This window comes from Anaeromyxobacter soli, assembly GCF_022808855.1.
Taxonomy (GTDB): domain Bacteria; phylum Myxococcota; class Myxococcia; order Myxococcales; family Anaeromyxobacteraceae; genus Anaeromyxobacter; species Anaeromyxobacter soli.
Genome location: NZ_JAKZLF010000006.1, coordinates 75496 through 91034 on the forward strand (window position 1 = coordinate 75496; position 15539 = coordinate 91034).

Genomic DNA, 15539 nt, shown 5'->3' on the forward strand with positions numbered 1-15539 from the left:
CGCCCCATGATCAAGCGAATCATCCGCTTCTCGGCGGAGAACCGGTACCTCGTCATCGCCGCCACGATCGTCGCCCTCATGGGCTCGGTCTGGGCGATGCGGAACATCCCGCTCGACGCGCTGCCGGATCTCTCCGACACCCAGGTGATCGTCTACTCGCGCTGGGACCGGAGCCCGGACATCATCGAGGACCAGGTCACCTATCCCATCACCACCGCGCTCCTCGGCGCGCCGAAGGTGAAGGCGATCCGCGGCTTCTCGGACTTCGGGTTCAGCTACGTCTACGTCATCTTCGAGGACGGGACCGACATGTACTGGGCGCGAACGCGCGTCCTCGAGTACCTGTCGAAGATCACCTCCCAGCTCCCGCAGGACGTGAAGGTGGAGCTCGGCCCCGACGCGTCGAGCGTCGGCTGGGTGTACCAGTACGCGCTCGTCGACCGCAGCGGACAGCACTCGTCGGACGAGCTGCGCTCGTTCCAGGACTGGTTCCTGCGCTACTCCGTCCAGAGCGTCCCCGGCGTCTCCGAGGTCGCGACGGTGGGCGGACAGGTCCGCCAGTACCAGATCACCGTGAACCCGAACGCCCTCGCCTCGTACAAGCTGCCGCTCGAGGCGGTGATCAACGCGGTCCGCAAGGGCAACAACGACGTGGGGGGGCGCCTCGTCGAGTTCAGCGGCCGCGAGTACATGGTCCGCGGCCGCGGCTACGTGAAGAACATCTCGGACCTCGAGAGCCTCGTCTTGCGCTCGGAGGGCGGCACGCCCGTGCTCGTGAAGGACGTCGCCACGGTCGCGCTCGGGCCCGAGATGCGCCGCGGCGTGGCCGACCTCGACGGCGAGGGCGACGTCGTCGGCGGCATCGTGGTGATGCGCCAGGGCGAGAACGCGCTCAACGTCATCAAGCGCATCGAGAAGAAGCTCGAGGAGGTGAAGCCCTCGCTGCCGAAGGGCGTCGAGGTGGTGACGACCTACGACCGGTCGGAGCTCATCGACCACGCCATCGAGACGGTGAAGGGGAAGCTCGTCGAGGAGATCGTCATCGTCTCGATCATCATCCTCATCTTCCTCTGGCACGTCCCCTCCGCCATCATCCCCATCGTCACCATCCCGGTGTCCGTCGCGCTCGCGTTCATCCCCATGTACGCGATGGGCCTCAACGCGAACCTGATGTCGCTCGCGGGCATCGCCATCTCCATCGGCGTGCTCGTGGACGGCGCCATCGTCGAGGTGGAGAACGCCTACAACAAGATCCACCACTGGGTGAAGGACGGGAAGAAGGGCGACTTCCACCACGTCCGGCTCGAGGCGCTCCTCGAGGTGGGGCCAGGCGTCTTCTTCTCGCTCCTCGTGATCGCGGTCGCGTTCATGCCCGTGTTCACGCTGGTGGACCAGGAGGGCCGGCTCTTCCGCCCGCTCGCCTACTCGAAGAACCTGGCGATGGCGATCGCGGCGTTCCTCGCCATCACGCTCGACCCCGCGATGCGGATGCTGTTCGCGCGCATCGACGAGTTCAGGTTCCGGCCGCGCTGGCTCGCCTGGATCGCGAACCAGGCGCTGGTCGGGAAGTACTACTCGGAGGAGGCGCACCCGATCTCGAAGCTCCTCCACCGGCTCTACGAGCCGCCCTGCCGGTTCGTGCTCCGCCACCCGAAGGCGACCATCGCGGCGAGCATCGCCCTCGTCCTCACCACGATCCCGGTGTACCTGTCGCTCGGCTCCGAGTTCATGCCGCCGCTGCGGGAGGGGACGATCCTCTACATGCCCTCCGCGGTCGAGCCCGGCATGTCCGTCGCGGAGGCCCAGAAGGCGCTGCAGGTCCAGGACAAGATCCTGAAGACGTTCCCCGAGGTGGAGCGCGTGTTCGGCAAGGCCGGCCGCGCCAACACCTCCACCGACCCGGCGCCCTTCACGATGATGGAGACCACCATCATCCTGAAGCCCGAGTCCGAGTGGCGGGAGGCGCCGCGCTGGTACTCCTCCTGGGCGCCCGAGTGGGCGAAGTCCCTGCTCCGGCCGTTCTGGCGCGATCGCATCACGCAGGAGGAGCTCGAGAACGAGATGAACGCGAGGCTCCAGCTCCCCGGCATCTCGAACGCCTGGACGATGCCGATCAAGGGGCGCCTCGACATGCTCTCGACCGGCATCCGCACGCCCGTGGGGATCAAGATCAGCGGCGCGGATCTCGCGACCATCGAGCGCGTGGCGAAGGAGACCGAGGCCATCATCCAGAAGGTCCCCGGCACCCGCAGCGCCTATGCCGAGCGCGTCGCGGGCGGCTACTTCCTCGACTTCGTCCTGAAGCGCGAGCAGCTCGCCCGCTACGGGCTCACCGTCGACGACGCGAACATGATGGTGATGACGGCCGTGGGCGGGGACAACCAGTCCACCACGGTGGAGGGGCGCGAGCGCTACGGCATCAACGTGCGCTACGCCCGCGACTACCGCGAGGACCTGTCGGCGCTGCGACGGGTGCTCCTGCCGCTGCCCGGCGGCCAGGGCCAGATCCCGATGGAGGAGATCGCCGACGTCGTGCTCGCGCAGGGCCCGTCGATGATCCGAGACGAGAACGGGCTCCTCGCCGGCTACGTGTACGTGGACTTCGACACCTCGAAGATCGACGTGGGCTCGTACGTGACGGAGGCGAAGAAGGCGGTGGCGGCGGGGCTGAAGCTCCCGACCGGCTACAGCATGGTCTGGAGCGGCCAGTACGAGAACATGCTGCGCGTGAAGGAGCGCCTGAAGCTCATCATTCCGCTGACGCTCGTGCTCATCTTCGGGCTGCTGTACATGAACACGAAGTCGTCGTTCAAGGCCACGCTCGTCATGGCTGCGGTGCCGTTCTCGGCGGTCGGCGCGGTGTGGCTCCTGTGGGCGCTCGGCTACAACGTCTCGATCGCGGTGTGGGTCGGGCTCATCGCGCTCATGGGGCTCGACGCCGAGACGGGAGTGTTCATGCTCCTCTTCCTCGACCTCTCCCACGACGAGTACAAGGCGAAGGGCCTGCTCCGCACGAGGCGCGACCTCGTCGAGGCCATCGTCCACGGCGCCGTGAAGCGCGTGCGGCCCAAGGCCATGACGGTGTTCGCCGCGATGATCGGCCTCTTGCCGATCATGTGGTCGGTCGGCACCGGCGCGGATCTCATGAAGCGCATCGCCGCGCCCATGATCGGCGGCCTCGTGACCTCGTTCCTGATGGAGCTGCTCGTCTACCCCGCGGTGTACTACCTGTGGAAGAAGAAGGAAGTGAGCGACGAGGACACGATCACGGCGGTCGCCGCCTGAGGAACGCGGCGCCGGGCACGCGTTCCCGGGGCGCCGGACCCGGTCCGTCGCGGGGCGGGCCGGGGGCGGCGGGGTTGCCGGCCAGGGGGACACGGACTTGAGTGCGCTGACATCGCCTGCCGGGAGCCTCGCGATCGCGATCTCGGCCCTGCTCCTCGTCATCGGCTTCCGTCTGGCCGCGCCGGGGCGGTTGCGCGAGTGGCTGGCCGTCGCGGCGTACGCCGGCGCGCTGGCGGCGCAGGCGCTCGGGGCCCTCGGCCTTTTCGGGCCGGCGAGCGTGCCCGCCATGAGCCAGCGCATCGCCGGGGCGGCCTTCCTCGTCGCCGGGGTCCTGCTCGCCGGGGGCCCCTCGCGCGCGCGCAGGCGCACCGCGCTGGGCGTGCCCGCGTCGCAGGCTCCGGCTCCGCCGCGGGTGGATCCGGTGTACGCGGGGCTCGCGCTCGTCCTCGTCGGGCAGCTCCTGCGCGGCCCCTCTCGCGTCGGGGCCACCGCGGTCGCGGTGGCGTTGCTCGTGGCCGGCTGGGTCGCGCTGTCGCCGCGGGCGGGCGGCCGTGCCCGCGAGGCCAGCGCCCGTTGAACGCGTGAGGGAAGGGACGAGCGGGTTCGTGCGGCGCGCGACGGCGTACGAGCGTGCGGATTCGATCTTCTCGGACACACCGCGGATGCGGTCGGTCCGACGGCTCGCGACTCGTCGCGGGATTCACCGACATCCCGCAGGCGGGATCCCTGGCACGCGAGAGCATGCTCCACCTCCCCGAGGCTACCTCGGAGCCTTCTCGGCCCCGAGCTTCACGGTGTCGGCGCGAAGGCGCTCGCCGACGTGCGTCCCGCGGATCACCGCGCGCTGCCCCACCTGGACGTCCTCGCGCCTGGCCGGCTTCTCGCCCCGGAAGAATCGCGTCTCCGGCGTGACCGTGAACGCGACGGAGTGTCCGTCGGCCGTCTTCACGACGAGCTGCTGGGCGGTGACGCTCTCGACGACCCCCATCGCGCGGCCGCCCTGCTCGTGCGCGGCCGCTGCCGGTGCGGTGAGCAGCGTCGCCAGCAGCGTGAGCGTTCTCGTGCGCTTCATCTGTGCTCCTTCCCGTGCGGGTGGGCCCCGTCCCCGGGCGGACGCGCCGCCGGCTCCTCGCCGCGCAGGAACGCGTCCTCCTCCTGGAGGGCGCGCCACTCTTCGGGTGACCTCGGGTTGAGCGCCTCCATGGACGCCCTTTCCTCGGCGGTGAGCGTCGGGAGGTGGCGGATGAAGTGGACGAGGTGCCAGCTCTCCTCCGCGGTCCCCGGACCGCCCCACGCCGGCATCCCCGTGAGCCGCACGCCGTTCTCGATGATGTAGAAGAGCTCCCCGTCCGTGAGCCTCTGCGTCTCCGCGGCGCGCAGGTCGGGCGCGCGCGGATAGAGGCTCCTTCCGAGCTCGGTCTGGCCGCTGCCGTCGTTCGCGTGACAGGTGGCGCAGTGGTCTGCGAAGTGCGCGAGCCCCGACTCGAGCACGCGCGGGCTCGGCGCGATCGGGTTCGTCGCCTCGCGCGCCTCCCCCGGGATCGCCCAGCCCCGCAACGCGCGGGCGACGCGCGCCTCGAGCGCCGAGGGCCGTGCGCGCGCTGCGATCCCTCCGCGCAGCACGTGCGCGCTGCCGAGCGCCGCCAGGGCGATGATCACGAGCCCGATCCCACCCACGAGCCAGCACGCGCTTCGCATCCGCGGTCCTCCAGCGCCCCCTCGCCTGCTAACGCCCGCCGCGGGCCTCGAGGTCCTCGGCGCCCAGACGCTCCGCGCCACAGTCCTCGGGGCTCATGTCCGGCGGAGGCGCGCGGCGCGCGTCAACGTAGTGGCGCGGCCCCGCCGGCTCGGCGAGTGCACCCTCTTCGAGCGCTCGGGCGCTCGCCGCGCCGCCGGCGACGAGGGCGAGGACGCGGCGATGCGTGATCCCCTTCTCTCATTGCACGGCGCGCCTCTCATCGTGCGATCCTTTGGCGTTCCAAGCGATTTGGAGCGCGCCGCCGCGGAAGCTCCAGGCCGGCGACACTGGTGCCCGCGGGGTGCGATCGTCTGGAGGCGCGCGCTGCGGCGGCTCGAGCGAGCTGAACCGTTTCGCCACACGGCGTGTTCTCCCTGTCAGGAGATCTCATGCGAAATGACCTCAAAAGTCCGCCCCCCGAATTCCTCCCCGCCGCTCTCGGCGCGGTGCGCCGCGCCTCCCGACCGCTCGCCCTGCTCGCGATCGGGGCGGGACTCCTGCTCGCCGCGTGCGGCGGCGGCGGCGGCGACGGCGGCGGCGGCACCGGCGGGCCGGGCACCTCGGGCGCCACGCTCAGTGGAACCGTCGTGAAGGGGCCGGTGGGTGGGGCCGCGGTGACCGCGTTCGCCGTCGCGAACGGCACCAAGGCGGCGCGGCTCGGCACGGCGACGACGGATGCGCAGGGACGGTTCACGATGACCCTCGGGTCGCACACGGGCCCCGTCATGATCGAGGCGATCGGCGGGACGTACACGGACGAGGCGACCGGCGCGACGATGACGATGCAGGCGGGGAGCGTCATGACCGCCGTGATGCCCGCCGTGGACGCGGGAGCGGCGGCGGACGTCCAGGTGACGCCGCTCACCTCGATGGCCCAGGCTCGTGCGCAGAGCATGCCGGGCGGGATGACGGCGGCCAACGTCGGGACCGCGAACTCCGAGCTCGGTGGCTACTTCTCGGTCGGCGACCTCCTGCACACGATGCCCATGAATCCGCTCGCGCAGGGCTCCGGCGCGGCCGCGACGCAGGAGATGAAGAATTACGGGATGACGATCGCGGCCATGTCCCAGTACGCGGCCATGATCGGCATGACCACCTCGTCCTCGGGCGTCGTCACGGCGATGATGCGCGACGCCTCCGACGGCGTCATGAACGGCATGTCGGGATCGACGGCGGTCTCGATGAGCGGGATGGGCGGCATGATGGGCGGCAGCCTCGCGCCCTCGGCCGGCACGGCCGATCTCGCGGACGCGATGTCACGCTTCGTGAGCTCCGGGATGAACAGGTCGGGCGTCACGCTGGCGGACATGCAGGCGCTCATGGACAGGCTGCGCCTCTCCGACGGCCAGCTCTCGGGGACCGGCACCGGGACGACGAGCGGCATGCTGAGCGGCAGGGCCTTCATGGGCACGATGTCGGGCGGGACGATCGGCGCGTTCGCGGTCCAGAACGGCCAGGTCGGCGCGATGATCGCCAGCGTCGCGCTGGACTCGACGGGGAGCTTCAGCCTGCCGCTCGGCTCGTACACGGGGCCGATGATGTTGCGGGTGAGCGGCGCGTCGTACGCGGACGAGGCGACGGGCTCCAGGATGACGATGCTGCCGCGCGACGTGCTGACGGCGGGGATCCCCGCGGCCGCTGCGGGCATGAGTGACATCCAGGTCACCCCGCTCACCTCCATGGCCGAGCTCCGGGCGCAGGCGATGACGGGGGGAATGAGCGCCGAGAACATCGCGGCGGCGAACTCGGCCGTCGCCACCTACTTCTCGTGCGGCGACCTCCTGACGACCGCGCCGATGGATCCCTCCGCCGTGGGCTCCGGCTCCTCGGCGGACGCGAACAGCAGGAACTACGGGATGTCCATCGCGGCCATGTCGCAGTACGCCCAGATGATCGGGATGACCACGTCCTCTGGCATCGTCACGGTCATGATGGACGACGCCTCGGATGGCGTGATGAACGGCATGATGGGGACGACGCCCATCTCCATGACCGGGATGGGCGGGATGATGGGCGGCGGCGGCATGATGCAGCCCACGGTCGGTACGTCCGGCCTGGCGACGGCGATGACCACGTTCGTCGGCGACACGTCCGTCAACAGGTCGGGCGTGACGATGGCCGACATGCAGCCGCTCGTCGACCAGCTGGCGCGCTCCAACGGCGTGATCCAGTGACGCCGGCGGCCGACCCGGATCTCTGCGGGATTCCCCAGCTGTACGCCGGCGTCCTCGCGGTGACCGGGTCCCGAGCCGGCGTCCGCTTGACCTGACACCTCTCCGTTATCTAGGATGCCTCCGTTATCACGGACGGCGCGCCGCCATCCCGACGGCGCGCCCCCGTGTGGAAACGGGCAGGCATGGCGGTCGTCCCGACGTACCCCGCGAGCACGCTCTCGCACCTGGACTGGCTGGAGGCGGAGGCGATCCACGTCCTGCGGGAGGTCGCCGGTCAGTGCGCGAGCCCCGCGCTGCTCTTCTCCGGCGGCAAGGACTCGATCTGCCTCCTCCGGCTGGCCGAGAAGGCCTTCCGTCCGGGGCGCTTCCCCTTCCCGCTCCTGCACATCGACACCGGACACAACTACCCGGAGGTCCTCGCGTTCCGCGACCGCCGCGCGGCGGAGCTGCGCGAGCGGCTCGTGGTCCGCTCGGTCGAGGACTCCATCCGCGCGGGCCGCGTCGTGCTGAAGCACCCGCAGGAGTCGCGCAACAAGCACCAGTCGGTGACGCTGCTCGACGCGATCGCCGAGCTCGAGCTCGACGCGTGCATCGGCGGCGCCCGCCGCGACGAGGAGAAGGCGCGCGCGAAGGAGCGCGTGTTCTCGTTCCGCGACGAGTTCGGCGGCTGGGATCCCAAGAACCAGCGCCCCGAGCTCTGGAGCCTCTACAACGCGCGCGTCCACAAGGGCGAGAACGTGCGCGTCTTCCCGATCTCCAACTGGACCGAGCTCGACGTGTGGCAGTACATCGCGCGCGAGCGGCTCGAGATCCCGTCCATCTACTTCGCCCACCGGCGCCCGGTCGTCCGGCGCGCCGGCGCGCTCGTGCCCGTGACGCCGCTCACCCCGGCGCGGCCCGGCGAGGCGGTGGAGGAGGTCTCGGTCCGGTTCCGCACGGTCGGAGACATCACCTGCACCGCGCCGGTCGAGTCCACCGCCGACACGCTCGCGGAGATCGTCGCGGAGACCGCCACCACCACGATCACCGAGCGAGGCGCGACCCGCCTCGACGACCAGACCTCCGACGCCTCGATGGAGCAGCGCAAGAAGGAGGGGTACTTCTGATGCTCGCCGCCGAACGGCTCTCCGCCCCCGCCGCGGACGGCCTCCTCCGCTTCCTCACCTGCGGCAGCGTCGACGACGGCAAGAGCACGCTCATCGGGCGGCTCCTCCTCGACACGCGCTCCATCCTCGCCGACGCGCTGCACGCCATCGAGCGCACCTCGCGCAGGCGCGGCCTCGAGGCGGTGGACCTCTCGCTCCTCACCGACGGCCTCCAGGCCGAGCGCGAGCAGGGCATCACGATCGACGTCGCCCACCGCTACTTCTCCACCGGGACGCGCAAGTACATCATCGCCGACGCCCCCGGGCACGAGCAGTACACGCGGAACATGGTCACCGCCGCCTCCACGGCGGACCTCGCCGTCATCCTCGTCGACGCGCGCAAGGGCGTGCTCACGCAGACGCGCCGCCACTCCTACCTCGCGCACCTCGTGGGGATCCCGCACCTCGTGGTCGCCGTGAACAAGATGGACCTCGTCGGCTACTCGCCCGACGTCTTCGAGCGCATCCGCGCCGACTACCTCGCCTTCGCGGCGAAGCTCGGGATCAGGGACGGCGTGCACTTCGTCCCGTTGTCGGCGCTCGCGGGCGACATGGTCGTGGAGCGCGGCGCGAACCTCCCCTGGTATCAGGGCCCGACGCTGCTCGAGCTGCTCGAGGAGGCGCCGCCCGCGCGCGACGCGTCGCAGGGGCGGTTCCGGTTCCCCGTCCAGTGGGTGTGCCGGCCGCAGACGCTCGAGCACCACGACTTCCGCGGGTACACGGGCCGCGTCGAGTCCGGCGAGGTCCGCCCCGGCGACGCCGTGCAGGTCCTCCCCTCCGGCCAGACGACGCGCGTGAAGCAGCTCCTCCTGCACGACGCGCCGCTCGCGCGCGCCTGCGCGGGCCAGTCGGTCACGATCCTCCTGGAGGACGCCGTCGACGTCTCGCGCGGCGATCTCCTCGTCCGCGCGGGCGAGGCGCCGGAGCCGACCCGCAAGCTCGACGCGACGCTCTGCTGGCTCTCGGAGCGGCCCGCCCAGGCGGGCCGGAGGGTGCTCCTCCGCCACGGGACGCGCGAGGTGCGCGCCACGCTCGCCGAGCTCGCCTACCGCGTGGACCTCGCGGAGCTCGCCGAGGCGCCCGCCGCCGCGCTCGGCATGAACGACATCGCGCGCGTGTCGCTGCGGCTCGCGCAGCCCGTCGCCGCCGATCGCTACGCGGACAGCCGCGCCACGGGCGCGTTCATCCTGATCGACGAGGCGACGAACGACACCGTGGCGGCAGGGATGATCCTGTGAGCGGCCGCACGCGCGAGGAGCTCGCCCGCTGGGCGCGAGACCTGGAGGGGAAGCACCCGGCGGAGATCCTCGCGGAGGTCACCGCCGCCTTCCCGCGCGGCCGCGTCGGCTTCGCGACCGGCTTCGGTCCAGAGGGGTGCGTGCTCATCGACGTCGCCGCGCGCGCGGGGCTCCCCATCGACGTGTTCACCCTCGACACGGGCGCCCTCTTCCCCGAGACCTACGCGCTCTGGAACCGGCTCGAGGCGCGGTACGGGATCGCCATCCGGCGGGTGGCGAGCGCCGCGGCGGACGAGCTCGTGCCCGACGGCGCGCCCCCGCCGTGGGAGGCCGATCCGGATCGCTGCTGCGAGCTCCGCAAGGTGCTGCCGCTCCGCGCCGAGCTCGCCCGCTTCGACGCCTGGGTGACGGCGATCCGCCGCGACCAGACCGCCGACCGCGCGACCGCCGCGATCCTCGAGTGGGACGAGAAGTTCGGGCTCGTGAAGGTGAACCCGCTCGCGGCGTGGTCGAGCGCCGACGTGTGGCGGCACGTGCGCGCGCACGAGGTGCCGACGAGCCCGCTGCACGACCAGGGCTACGCGAGCATCGGCTGCGCGCCCTGCACGACGCCCGTCGGCGCGGGGGAGGATCCGCGAGCCGGCCGCTGGCGCGGCCGGTCGAAGAAGGAGTGCGGGCTGCACGCGAGGCCGGCGGCACGAACGACCGCGACCCCGACCCCGGCCCCGACCGCGACCTCGACCCTTCCCCTCGCACCCGAGCGCCGAGGCTTCATCCTGTGGCTCACCGGCCTCTCCGGCGCGGGCAAGAGCACGCTGTCGCGCGCGCTCCGGGGATCGCTCGCCTCGGAGCGGCCGGTCGAGATCCTCGACGGCGACGAGGTCCGCGCCTACCTCTCGGCCGGGCTCGGGTTCACGAAGGAGGACCGCGACACGAACGTCCGTCGCATCGGGTTCGTCGCGCGCCTGCTCGCGCGGAACGGGACCGCCGCCGTCACGGCGGCGATCTCGCCCTACGCCGCGACCCGGGACGAGGTGCGGTCGCTCGCCGAGCGCGACGGCGTCCCGTTCGTGGAGGTGTTCGTGTCCGCGCCGGTGGCGGCGCTCGCGGCGCGCGACGTGAAGGGGCTCTACCGCAAGGCCCTCGCCGGCGAGCTCGCGCGCTTCACGGGCGTGTCCGATCCCTACGAGGCCCCCGAGCGGCCCGACGTCGTCGTCCGGACGGACGTCGAGTCGATCGAGGAGTCCGCGGGCCGCATCCTCGAGCACCTCCGCGCGCGCGGGCTCGTCCGCGCGGCGGCCCCGCCCGCCGCCGCGGAGCGCGCCTCGTGAGCGCCGCCGCCCGCCGCGGTGTGCTGCCCGGGTTCGGGCTCTCGACGGGGTTCACCGTGCTGTACCTGTGCCTCGTGGTGCTCGTGCCGCTGTCGGCCGTCGCGCTCCGCTCGAGCAGCCTCGGGTGGCAGGAGGCCTGGAAGGTCGTCGCGTCGCCGCGCGCGCTCGCCTCCTACCGGCTCAGCTTCGGCGCGTCGCTCCTCGCGGCCGCCGCGAACGTCGTCTTCGGGGGGCTCGTGGCGTGGGTGCTCGCGCGCTACCGCTTCCCCGGTCGCGCCTTCGTGGACGCGCTGGTGGACCTGCCGTTCGCGCTCCCGACCGCGGTGAGCGGCATCGCGCTCACCGCCGTGTACGGTCCCACCGGCTTCATCGGGCGGCACCTCGAGGCGGCCGGCGTCCGGGTCGCCTTCTCGCCCCTCGGCGTGACCCTCGCGCTCACCTTCATCGGCCTGCCGTTCGTGATCCGGACCTTGCAGCCGGTCCTCGAGGACCTCGATCCCGAGGTGGAGGAGGCCGCGGCGGTGCTCGGCGCGTCGCGCTGGGAGACGTTCCGCCACGTCCTCTTGCCCGCGCTCGTCCCCGCCGCCACCACCGGGTTCGCGCTCGCGTTCGCCCGGGGGCTCGGCGAGTACGGCTCGATCGTCTTCATCTCCGGGAACATGCCGATGCGGACCGAGATCGCGCCGCTCCTCGTCATGACGCGCCTCGAGCAGTTCGACTACGCCGGCGCGGCCGCGCTCGCGACGGTGCTGCTCCTCGCGTCGTTCGTCCTGCTCCTCACGATCAACCGGCTCCAGGCATGGACGCGGACGCGCGCGGGGGCGGCGTGACGTCCCCCGCCCTCGCCGTCCCGGCGCCCGATCGCGAGGCCCCGCCGCGCCCGGCGCCCCCCGGGCCCGCCGCGGTCCCGGCGCCGCCGCGCCGGCGACCCCGGCGCGCCACGGAGGACCCGGCGCTCGTCCGCTGGGCCCTCGTCGCCATCGCGCTCCTCTTCGTCGGCGCGTTCGTGCTCGTGCCCGCGGCGACGGTGGTCGCCGAGGCGCTCCGCGGCGGCGTCGCGCTCTGGTGGAAGGCGCTCGTCGATCCCGACGCGCTCGCGGCGGTGAAGCTCACGCTGCTCGTCGCGGCCATCGCGGTGCCGCTCAACGCGCTCTTCGGGCTCGCCGCCGCCTGGTCCGTCACCCGCTTCCGCTACGCCGGGAAGAGCGTCCTCGTCTCGCTCGTCGATCTCCCGTTCGGCGTCTCGCCGGTCGTCTCGGGGATGGCCACCGTGCTCCTGTTCGGCGCGCACGGCTGGCTCGGCCCGTGGCTCCTCGCGCACGGCGTCAAGGTCGTGTTCGCCGTCCCCGGCATCGTCCTCGCGACCGTGTTCGTGACCTTTCCGTTCGTGGCGCGCGAGCTCATCCCGTTCATGGAGGCGCAGGGCGTGGAGGAGGAGGAGGCCGCGCTCGTGCTGGGCGCGAGCGGCTGGCAGATCCTCACCCGCGTCACCCTGCCGAACGTGAAGTGGAGCCTGCTCTACGGCGTCATCCTCTGCAACGCGCGGGCGATGGGCGAGTTCGGCGCCGTCTCCGTCGTCTCGGGGCACATCCGCGGCCTCACGAACACGGTCCCGCTCCAGGTCGAGATCCTGTACGGTGAGTACGCGTTCCAGGCGGCGTTCGCGGTGGCCTCACTCCTCTTCCTGCTCGCCCTCGTCACGCTCGTCGCGAAGAAGGGGCTCGAGTGGCACCACCGCCCCCGCCCGTCCGCCCTCCGGAGCGCCCCATGAGCATCGTCGTCCGCGAAGTCGAGAAGGCCTTCGACGCCACCCCCGTCCTGCGCGGCGTCTCCCTCGAGATCCCGGACGGCGAGCTCGTCGCGCTGCTCGGCCCCTCCGGCTGCGGGAAGACGACCCTGCTCCGGATCATCGCGGGGCTCGAGTCCGCCGACGCGGGCGAGGTGCGGCACGACGGCGAGGACGTCTCCGCGCGGAGCGCGCGGGAGCGGAACGTGGGCGTGGTGTTCCAGCACTACGCGCTCTTCCGGCACATGACCGTGGAGGAGAACGTCGCGTTCGCGCTGCGCGTGCGGAGGCGCCCGCGGGCGCAGGTGGCCGCGCGCGTCGCCGAGCTGCTCCGCCTCGTCCAGCTCGAGGGCCTCAAGGGACGTTATCCGCAGCAGCTCTCGGGCGGGCAGCGCCAGCGCGTCGCGCTCGCGCGCGCCCTCGCGACCGAGCCGCGGATCCTGCTCCTCGACGAGCCCTTCGGCGCGCTCGACGCCCGCGTGCGCCAGGAGCTGCGCCGCTGGCTGCGGCGCCTCCACGACGAGCTCCACGTCACGAGCGTCTTCGTCACGCACGACCAGGAGGAGGCGTTCGAGGTGGCCGACCGCGTGGTGCTCATGAACGCGGGGCGCGTGGAGCAGGTCGGGACGCCGGCGCAGGTGTTCGAGGAGCCCGCGAGCGCCTTCGTGATGCGCTTCCTCGGCGCGGTGAACGCCTTCAAGGGCTGGGTCGAGGGCGACCGCGCGTTCGTGAGCGGCCTCGACCTCGAGCTCGTGGCGCCCGCGTCCGCGGCGCACCGCGCGCGCGCACACGTCTTCGTCCGTCCGCACGAGCTCGACGTCCACCGCGCCCCCGTCCCCGGCTCGTTCGCGGCGAACGTGGACCGCGTGCTGCCGCTCGGCGCCGCCGTCCGGATCGAGCTGTCGGCGCCAGGGTTCGGCGGGATGGTGGAGGCGGAGCTCGACGTCCGCCGGAGCGAGGCGCTCGCGCTCGCTCCCGGAGACGCGGTGCACCTCTCCCCGCGCCGGGTGCGCGTGTTCCCCTCGCGCGAGGACGAGCTCGACAGCCTCACGGCGAGCGGCCTGTGACGCGCTCCCTCCGCCAGGGCGCTCGACGCGCCGGCCCGTGAGACGGGCGCGGTCGTGGGGTATACCGGACGCGAGGACCGGCAGACCCCACCGCCCCCGAAGGAGCCCGAGATGCCCGCGCCCACCGCCCCCTCCTCCGCAGACGGCGCGCTCGCCCTCGTCGGCGGCACGCCGATGGTCCGGGTGCGCCAGCTCGACACCGGGCCGTGCGAGCTCTACCTCAAGCTCGAGAGCGCCAACCCGGGCGGATCGATCAAGGACCGCATCGGCGTCTCGATGATCGCCGCCGCCGAGCGAGACGGGGAGCTTCACGCCGGGCAGCGGCACCTCGTGGAGGCGACGGCGGGCAACACGGGCCTCGGGCTCGCGCTCGTCGCCTCGCAGCGCGGGTACCGCCTCACCCTCGTCATCCCCGACAAGATGAGCCGGGAGAAGATCCTGCACCTCAAGGCGCTCGGCGCCGAGATCGTGATGACCCGCTCCGACGTCGAGAAGGGTCACCCGGAGTACTACCAGGACCTGGCCGAGCGGATCGCGCGGGAGGAGGGCGCGTTCTACGTGAACCAGTTCGGGAACCCGGCCAACCCGCTCGCGCACGAGACCACCACGGGCCCCGAGATCGCGGAGCAGCTCGGCGGCAAGCTCGACGCGATGGTCTGCGGCGTCGGCTCGGGTGGCACCCTCACCGGGCTCTCGCGCCACTTCGCGCGGGCGATGCCCGCCTGCGAGATGGTGCTCGCCGACCCGGAGGGCTCCGTCCTCGCGGGGTTCGTGGAGACCGGCACGGTGGGCAAGGCGGGGTCGTGGCTCGTCGAGGGCATCGGCGAGGACTTCGTGCCGCCCATCGCGGATCTCTCACGCGTGCGCCGGGCGTACCGGATCCCGGATCGGGAGAGCCTCGAGACCGCCCGCGACCTGCTGCGGAAGGAGGGCCTCCTCGGCGGCTCCTCCACGGGCACCCTCGTCGCAGCCGCGCTCCGCTACTGCCGCGAGCAGGACCGCCCGCGGCGGGTCTGCACGCTCGTCTGCGACTCGGGGAACAAGTACCTGTCGAAGATGTTCGACGACCTCTGGATGCTCGACCAGGGGCTCTCCGCCCGGCCGCTCGTTGGGGACCTGACGGATCTCGTGACGCGCCGCTTCGCGGACCGCGCGGTGGTGACGGTCGGCCCCGGAGACCCGCTCCTCGTCGCGCTGAACCGCATGAAGGCGAACGACGTGTCGCAGCTCCCGGTCGTCGACGGCCGCCGCATCGTCGGGATCGTGGACGAGTCGGACCTGCTGTCCGCCGCCCTCGAGGACGAGCGGCGCCTCGCGCAGCCGGTGCGAGACGTCATGGCCACGCGGCTCGAGACGGTGTCGCCCTCGACGCCGCTCCGCGAGCTGCTCCCGATGTTCGCCGCGGGGCTCGTCCCCATCGTGATGGACGGCGACGCGTTCGTGGGGCTCGTGACCCGGATGGACGTGCTCGGGCACCTCCGTCGCGCCGTGAAGGGGTGAGGCGAGCCCTGTCACGCGCGACGGCGGCGCTCTCCGGGCGCGAGCGGCGGGCGCCCCGCGGCCTCATGGCGCCACCACCCGCCCGCATGGACCTGCTGCGACGCACGCTGCCTGCCTGCGCCGGGCGGCCTCGTCGTTGCGCTCCTCGACGTGCCTTACAGGCCTGAGGATTCGTCACATCTTCGGCTGCTGACCGGGGGAGCGGCTTCGGTCGGCCGAGCGGCGCACCACGCGCTCCGGCTGGGCATCGACGGGTCGGCACGCGCACGCCGGGA

Annotated in this window: 11 protein-coding genes and 2 pseudogenes; 11 read left to right on the top strand and 2 right to left on the bottom strand. The window is 72.3% G+C overall.

All coding sequences use genetic code 11. The features are described from left to right. The first annotated feature begins 6 nt into the window (after positions 1 to 6). Both MLV88_RS06615 and MLV88_RS06620 read left to right on the top strand, forming a co-directional pair. Positions 7 to 3285, top strand: a complete 3279-nt coding sequence (locus MLV88_RS06615) for an efflux RND transporter permease subunit (protein ID WP_242336100.1) — start codon at positions 7 to 9, stop codon at positions 3283 to 3285. Positions 3286 to 3382: 97 nt separating this feature from the next. Next, on the top strand, positions 3383 to 3862 hold the full coding sequence (locus MLV88_RS06620) for a hypothetical protein (protein WP_243337108.1): 480 nt from the start codon (positions 3383 to 3385) through the stop codon (positions 3860 to 3862). A 183-nt stretch (positions 3863 to 4045) separates the two neighbouring features. Here MLV88_RS06620 and MLV88_RS06625 read toward each other — a convergent pair whose 3' ends face one another. Next, entirely contained in the window at positions 4046 to 4357 is a 312-nt protein-coding gene (locus MLV88_RS06625; protein ID WP_243337110.1) for a DUF5666 domain-containing protein, read from the bottom strand. Then, complete coding sequence (locus MLV88_RS06630) at positions 4354 to 4983, bottom strand: c-type cytochrome (protein WP_242336109.1); 630 nt, start codon at positions 4981 to 4983, stop codon at positions 4354 to 4356. The genes MLV88_RS06625 and MLV88_RS06630 overlap by 4 nt, the downstream gene beginning before the upstream one ends. Before the next feature lie 429 nt (positions 4984 to 5412). On the opposite strand from MLV88_RS06630, the gene MLV88_RS06635 reads away from it, so the two are divergent. The 9 genes and pseudogenes from MLV88_RS06635 to MLV88_RS06675 all read left to right on the top strand — a co-directional run bounded on the left by MLV88_RS06635 (position 5413) and on the right by MLV88_RS06675 (position 15264). Then, the gene (locus MLV88_RS06635; RefSeq protein ID WP_243337113.1) at positions 5413 to 7197 is read left to right on the top strand and encodes a carboxypeptidase-like regulatory domain-containing protein; all 1785 of its coding nucleotides are present in this window, start codon (positions 5413 to 5415) and stop codon (positions 7195 to 7197) included. 182 nt (positions 7198 to 7379) lie between these two features. Beyond that, positions 7380 to 8303, top strand: a complete 924-nt coding sequence (cysD, locus tag MLV88_RS06640; RefSeq protein WP_243337116.1) for a sulfate adenylyltransferase subunit CysD — start codon at positions 7380 to 7382, stop codon at positions 8301 to 8303. Beyond that, positions 8303 to 9580, top strand: coding sequence for a sulfate adenylyltransferase subunit 1 (locus MLV88_RS06645; RefSeq protein ID WP_243337118.1), 1278 nt, complete (start codon positions 8303 to 8305; stop codon positions 9578 to 9580). The genes cysD and MLV88_RS06645 overlap by 1 nt, the downstream gene beginning before the upstream one ends. Next, a pseudogene (locus MLV88_RS06650) lies at positions 9577 to 10257 on the top strand (phosphoadenylyl-sulfate reductase); the annotation flags it as partial. The gene MLV88_RS06645 and the pseudogene MLV88_RS06650, both read left to right, overlap by 4 nt. A 90-nt stretch (positions 10258 to 10347) precedes the next feature. Next, positions 10348 to 10911: pseudogene (cysC, locus tag MLV88_RS06655) on the top strand (adenylyl-sulfate kinase); the annotation flags it as partial. Then, a complete protein-coding gene (cysT, locus tag MLV88_RS06660) occupies positions 10908 to 11741 on the top strand; it encodes a sulfate ABC transporter permease subunit CysT (protein WP_242336121.1) in 834 nt (277 codons plus the stop codon). The pseudogene cysC and the gene cysT, both read left to right, overlap by 4 nt. Beyond that, positions 11711 to 12682: a sulfate ABC transporter permease subunit CysW gene (gene cysW, locus MLV88_RS06665; RefSeq protein ID WP_243337120.1), complete on the top strand. Its 972-nt coding sequence runs from the start codon at positions 11711 to 11713 to the stop codon at positions 12680 to 12682. The genes cysT and cysW overlap by 31 nt, the downstream gene beginning before the upstream one ends. Further along, the gene (locus MLV88_RS06670; protein ID WP_242336124.1) at positions 12679 to 13764 is read left to right on the top strand and encodes a sulfate/molybdate ABC transporter ATP-binding protein; all 1086 of its coding nucleotides are present in this window, start codon (positions 12679 to 12681) and stop codon (positions 13762 to 13764) included. Before cysW ends, MLV88_RS06670 begins: the two co-directional genes overlap by 4 nt. 111 nt (positions 13765 to 13875) lie before the next feature. Further along, complete coding sequence (locus tag MLV88_RS06675; RefSeq protein ID WP_243337122.1) at positions 13876 to 15264, top strand: pyridoxal-phosphate dependent enzyme; 1389 nt, start codon at positions 13876 to 13878, stop codon at positions 15262 to 15264. Positions 15265 to 15539: the final 275 nt, after the last annotated feature.

Excerpts from the sequence above, each read along its gene's own strand:
- MLV88_RS06615 (WP_242336100.1), top strand. The coding sequence starts at position 7 with ATGATCAAGCGAATCATCCGCTTCTCGGCGGAGAACCGGTACCTCGTC.
- MLV88_RS06625 (WP_243337110.1), bottom strand. The coding sequence starts at position 4,357 with ATGAAGCGCACGAGAACGCTCACGCTGCTGGCGACGCTGCTCACCGCA.
- MLV88_RS06630 (WP_242336109.1), bottom strand. The coding sequence starts at position 4,983 with ATGCGAAGCGCGTGCTGGCTCGTGGGTGGGATCGGGCTCGTGATCATC.
- MLV88_RS06635 (WP_243337113.1), top strand. The coding sequence starts at position 5,413 with ATGCGAAATGACCTCAAAAGTCCGCCCCCCGAATTCCTCCCCGCCGCT.
- cysD (WP_243337116.1), top strand. The coding sequence starts at position 7,380 with ATGGCGGTCGTCCCGACGTACCCCGCGAGCACGCTCTCGCACCTGGAC.
- MLV88_RS06645 (WP_243337118.1), top strand. The coding sequence starts at position 8,303 with ATGCTCGCCGCCGAACGGCTCTCCGCCCCCGCCGCGGACGGCCTCCTC.
- cysW (WP_243337120.1), top strand. The coding sequence starts at position 11,711 with ATGGACGCGGACGCGCGCGGGGGCGGCGTGACGTCCCCCGCCCTCGCC.
- MLV88_RS06670 (WP_242336124.1), top strand. The coding sequence starts at position 12,679 with ATGAGCATCGTCGTCCGCGAAGTCGAGAAGGCCTTCGACGCCACCCCC.
- MLV88_RS06675 (WP_243337122.1), top strand. The coding sequence starts at position 13,876 with ATGCCCGCGCCCACCGCCCCCTCCTCCGCAGACGGCGCGCTCGCCCTC.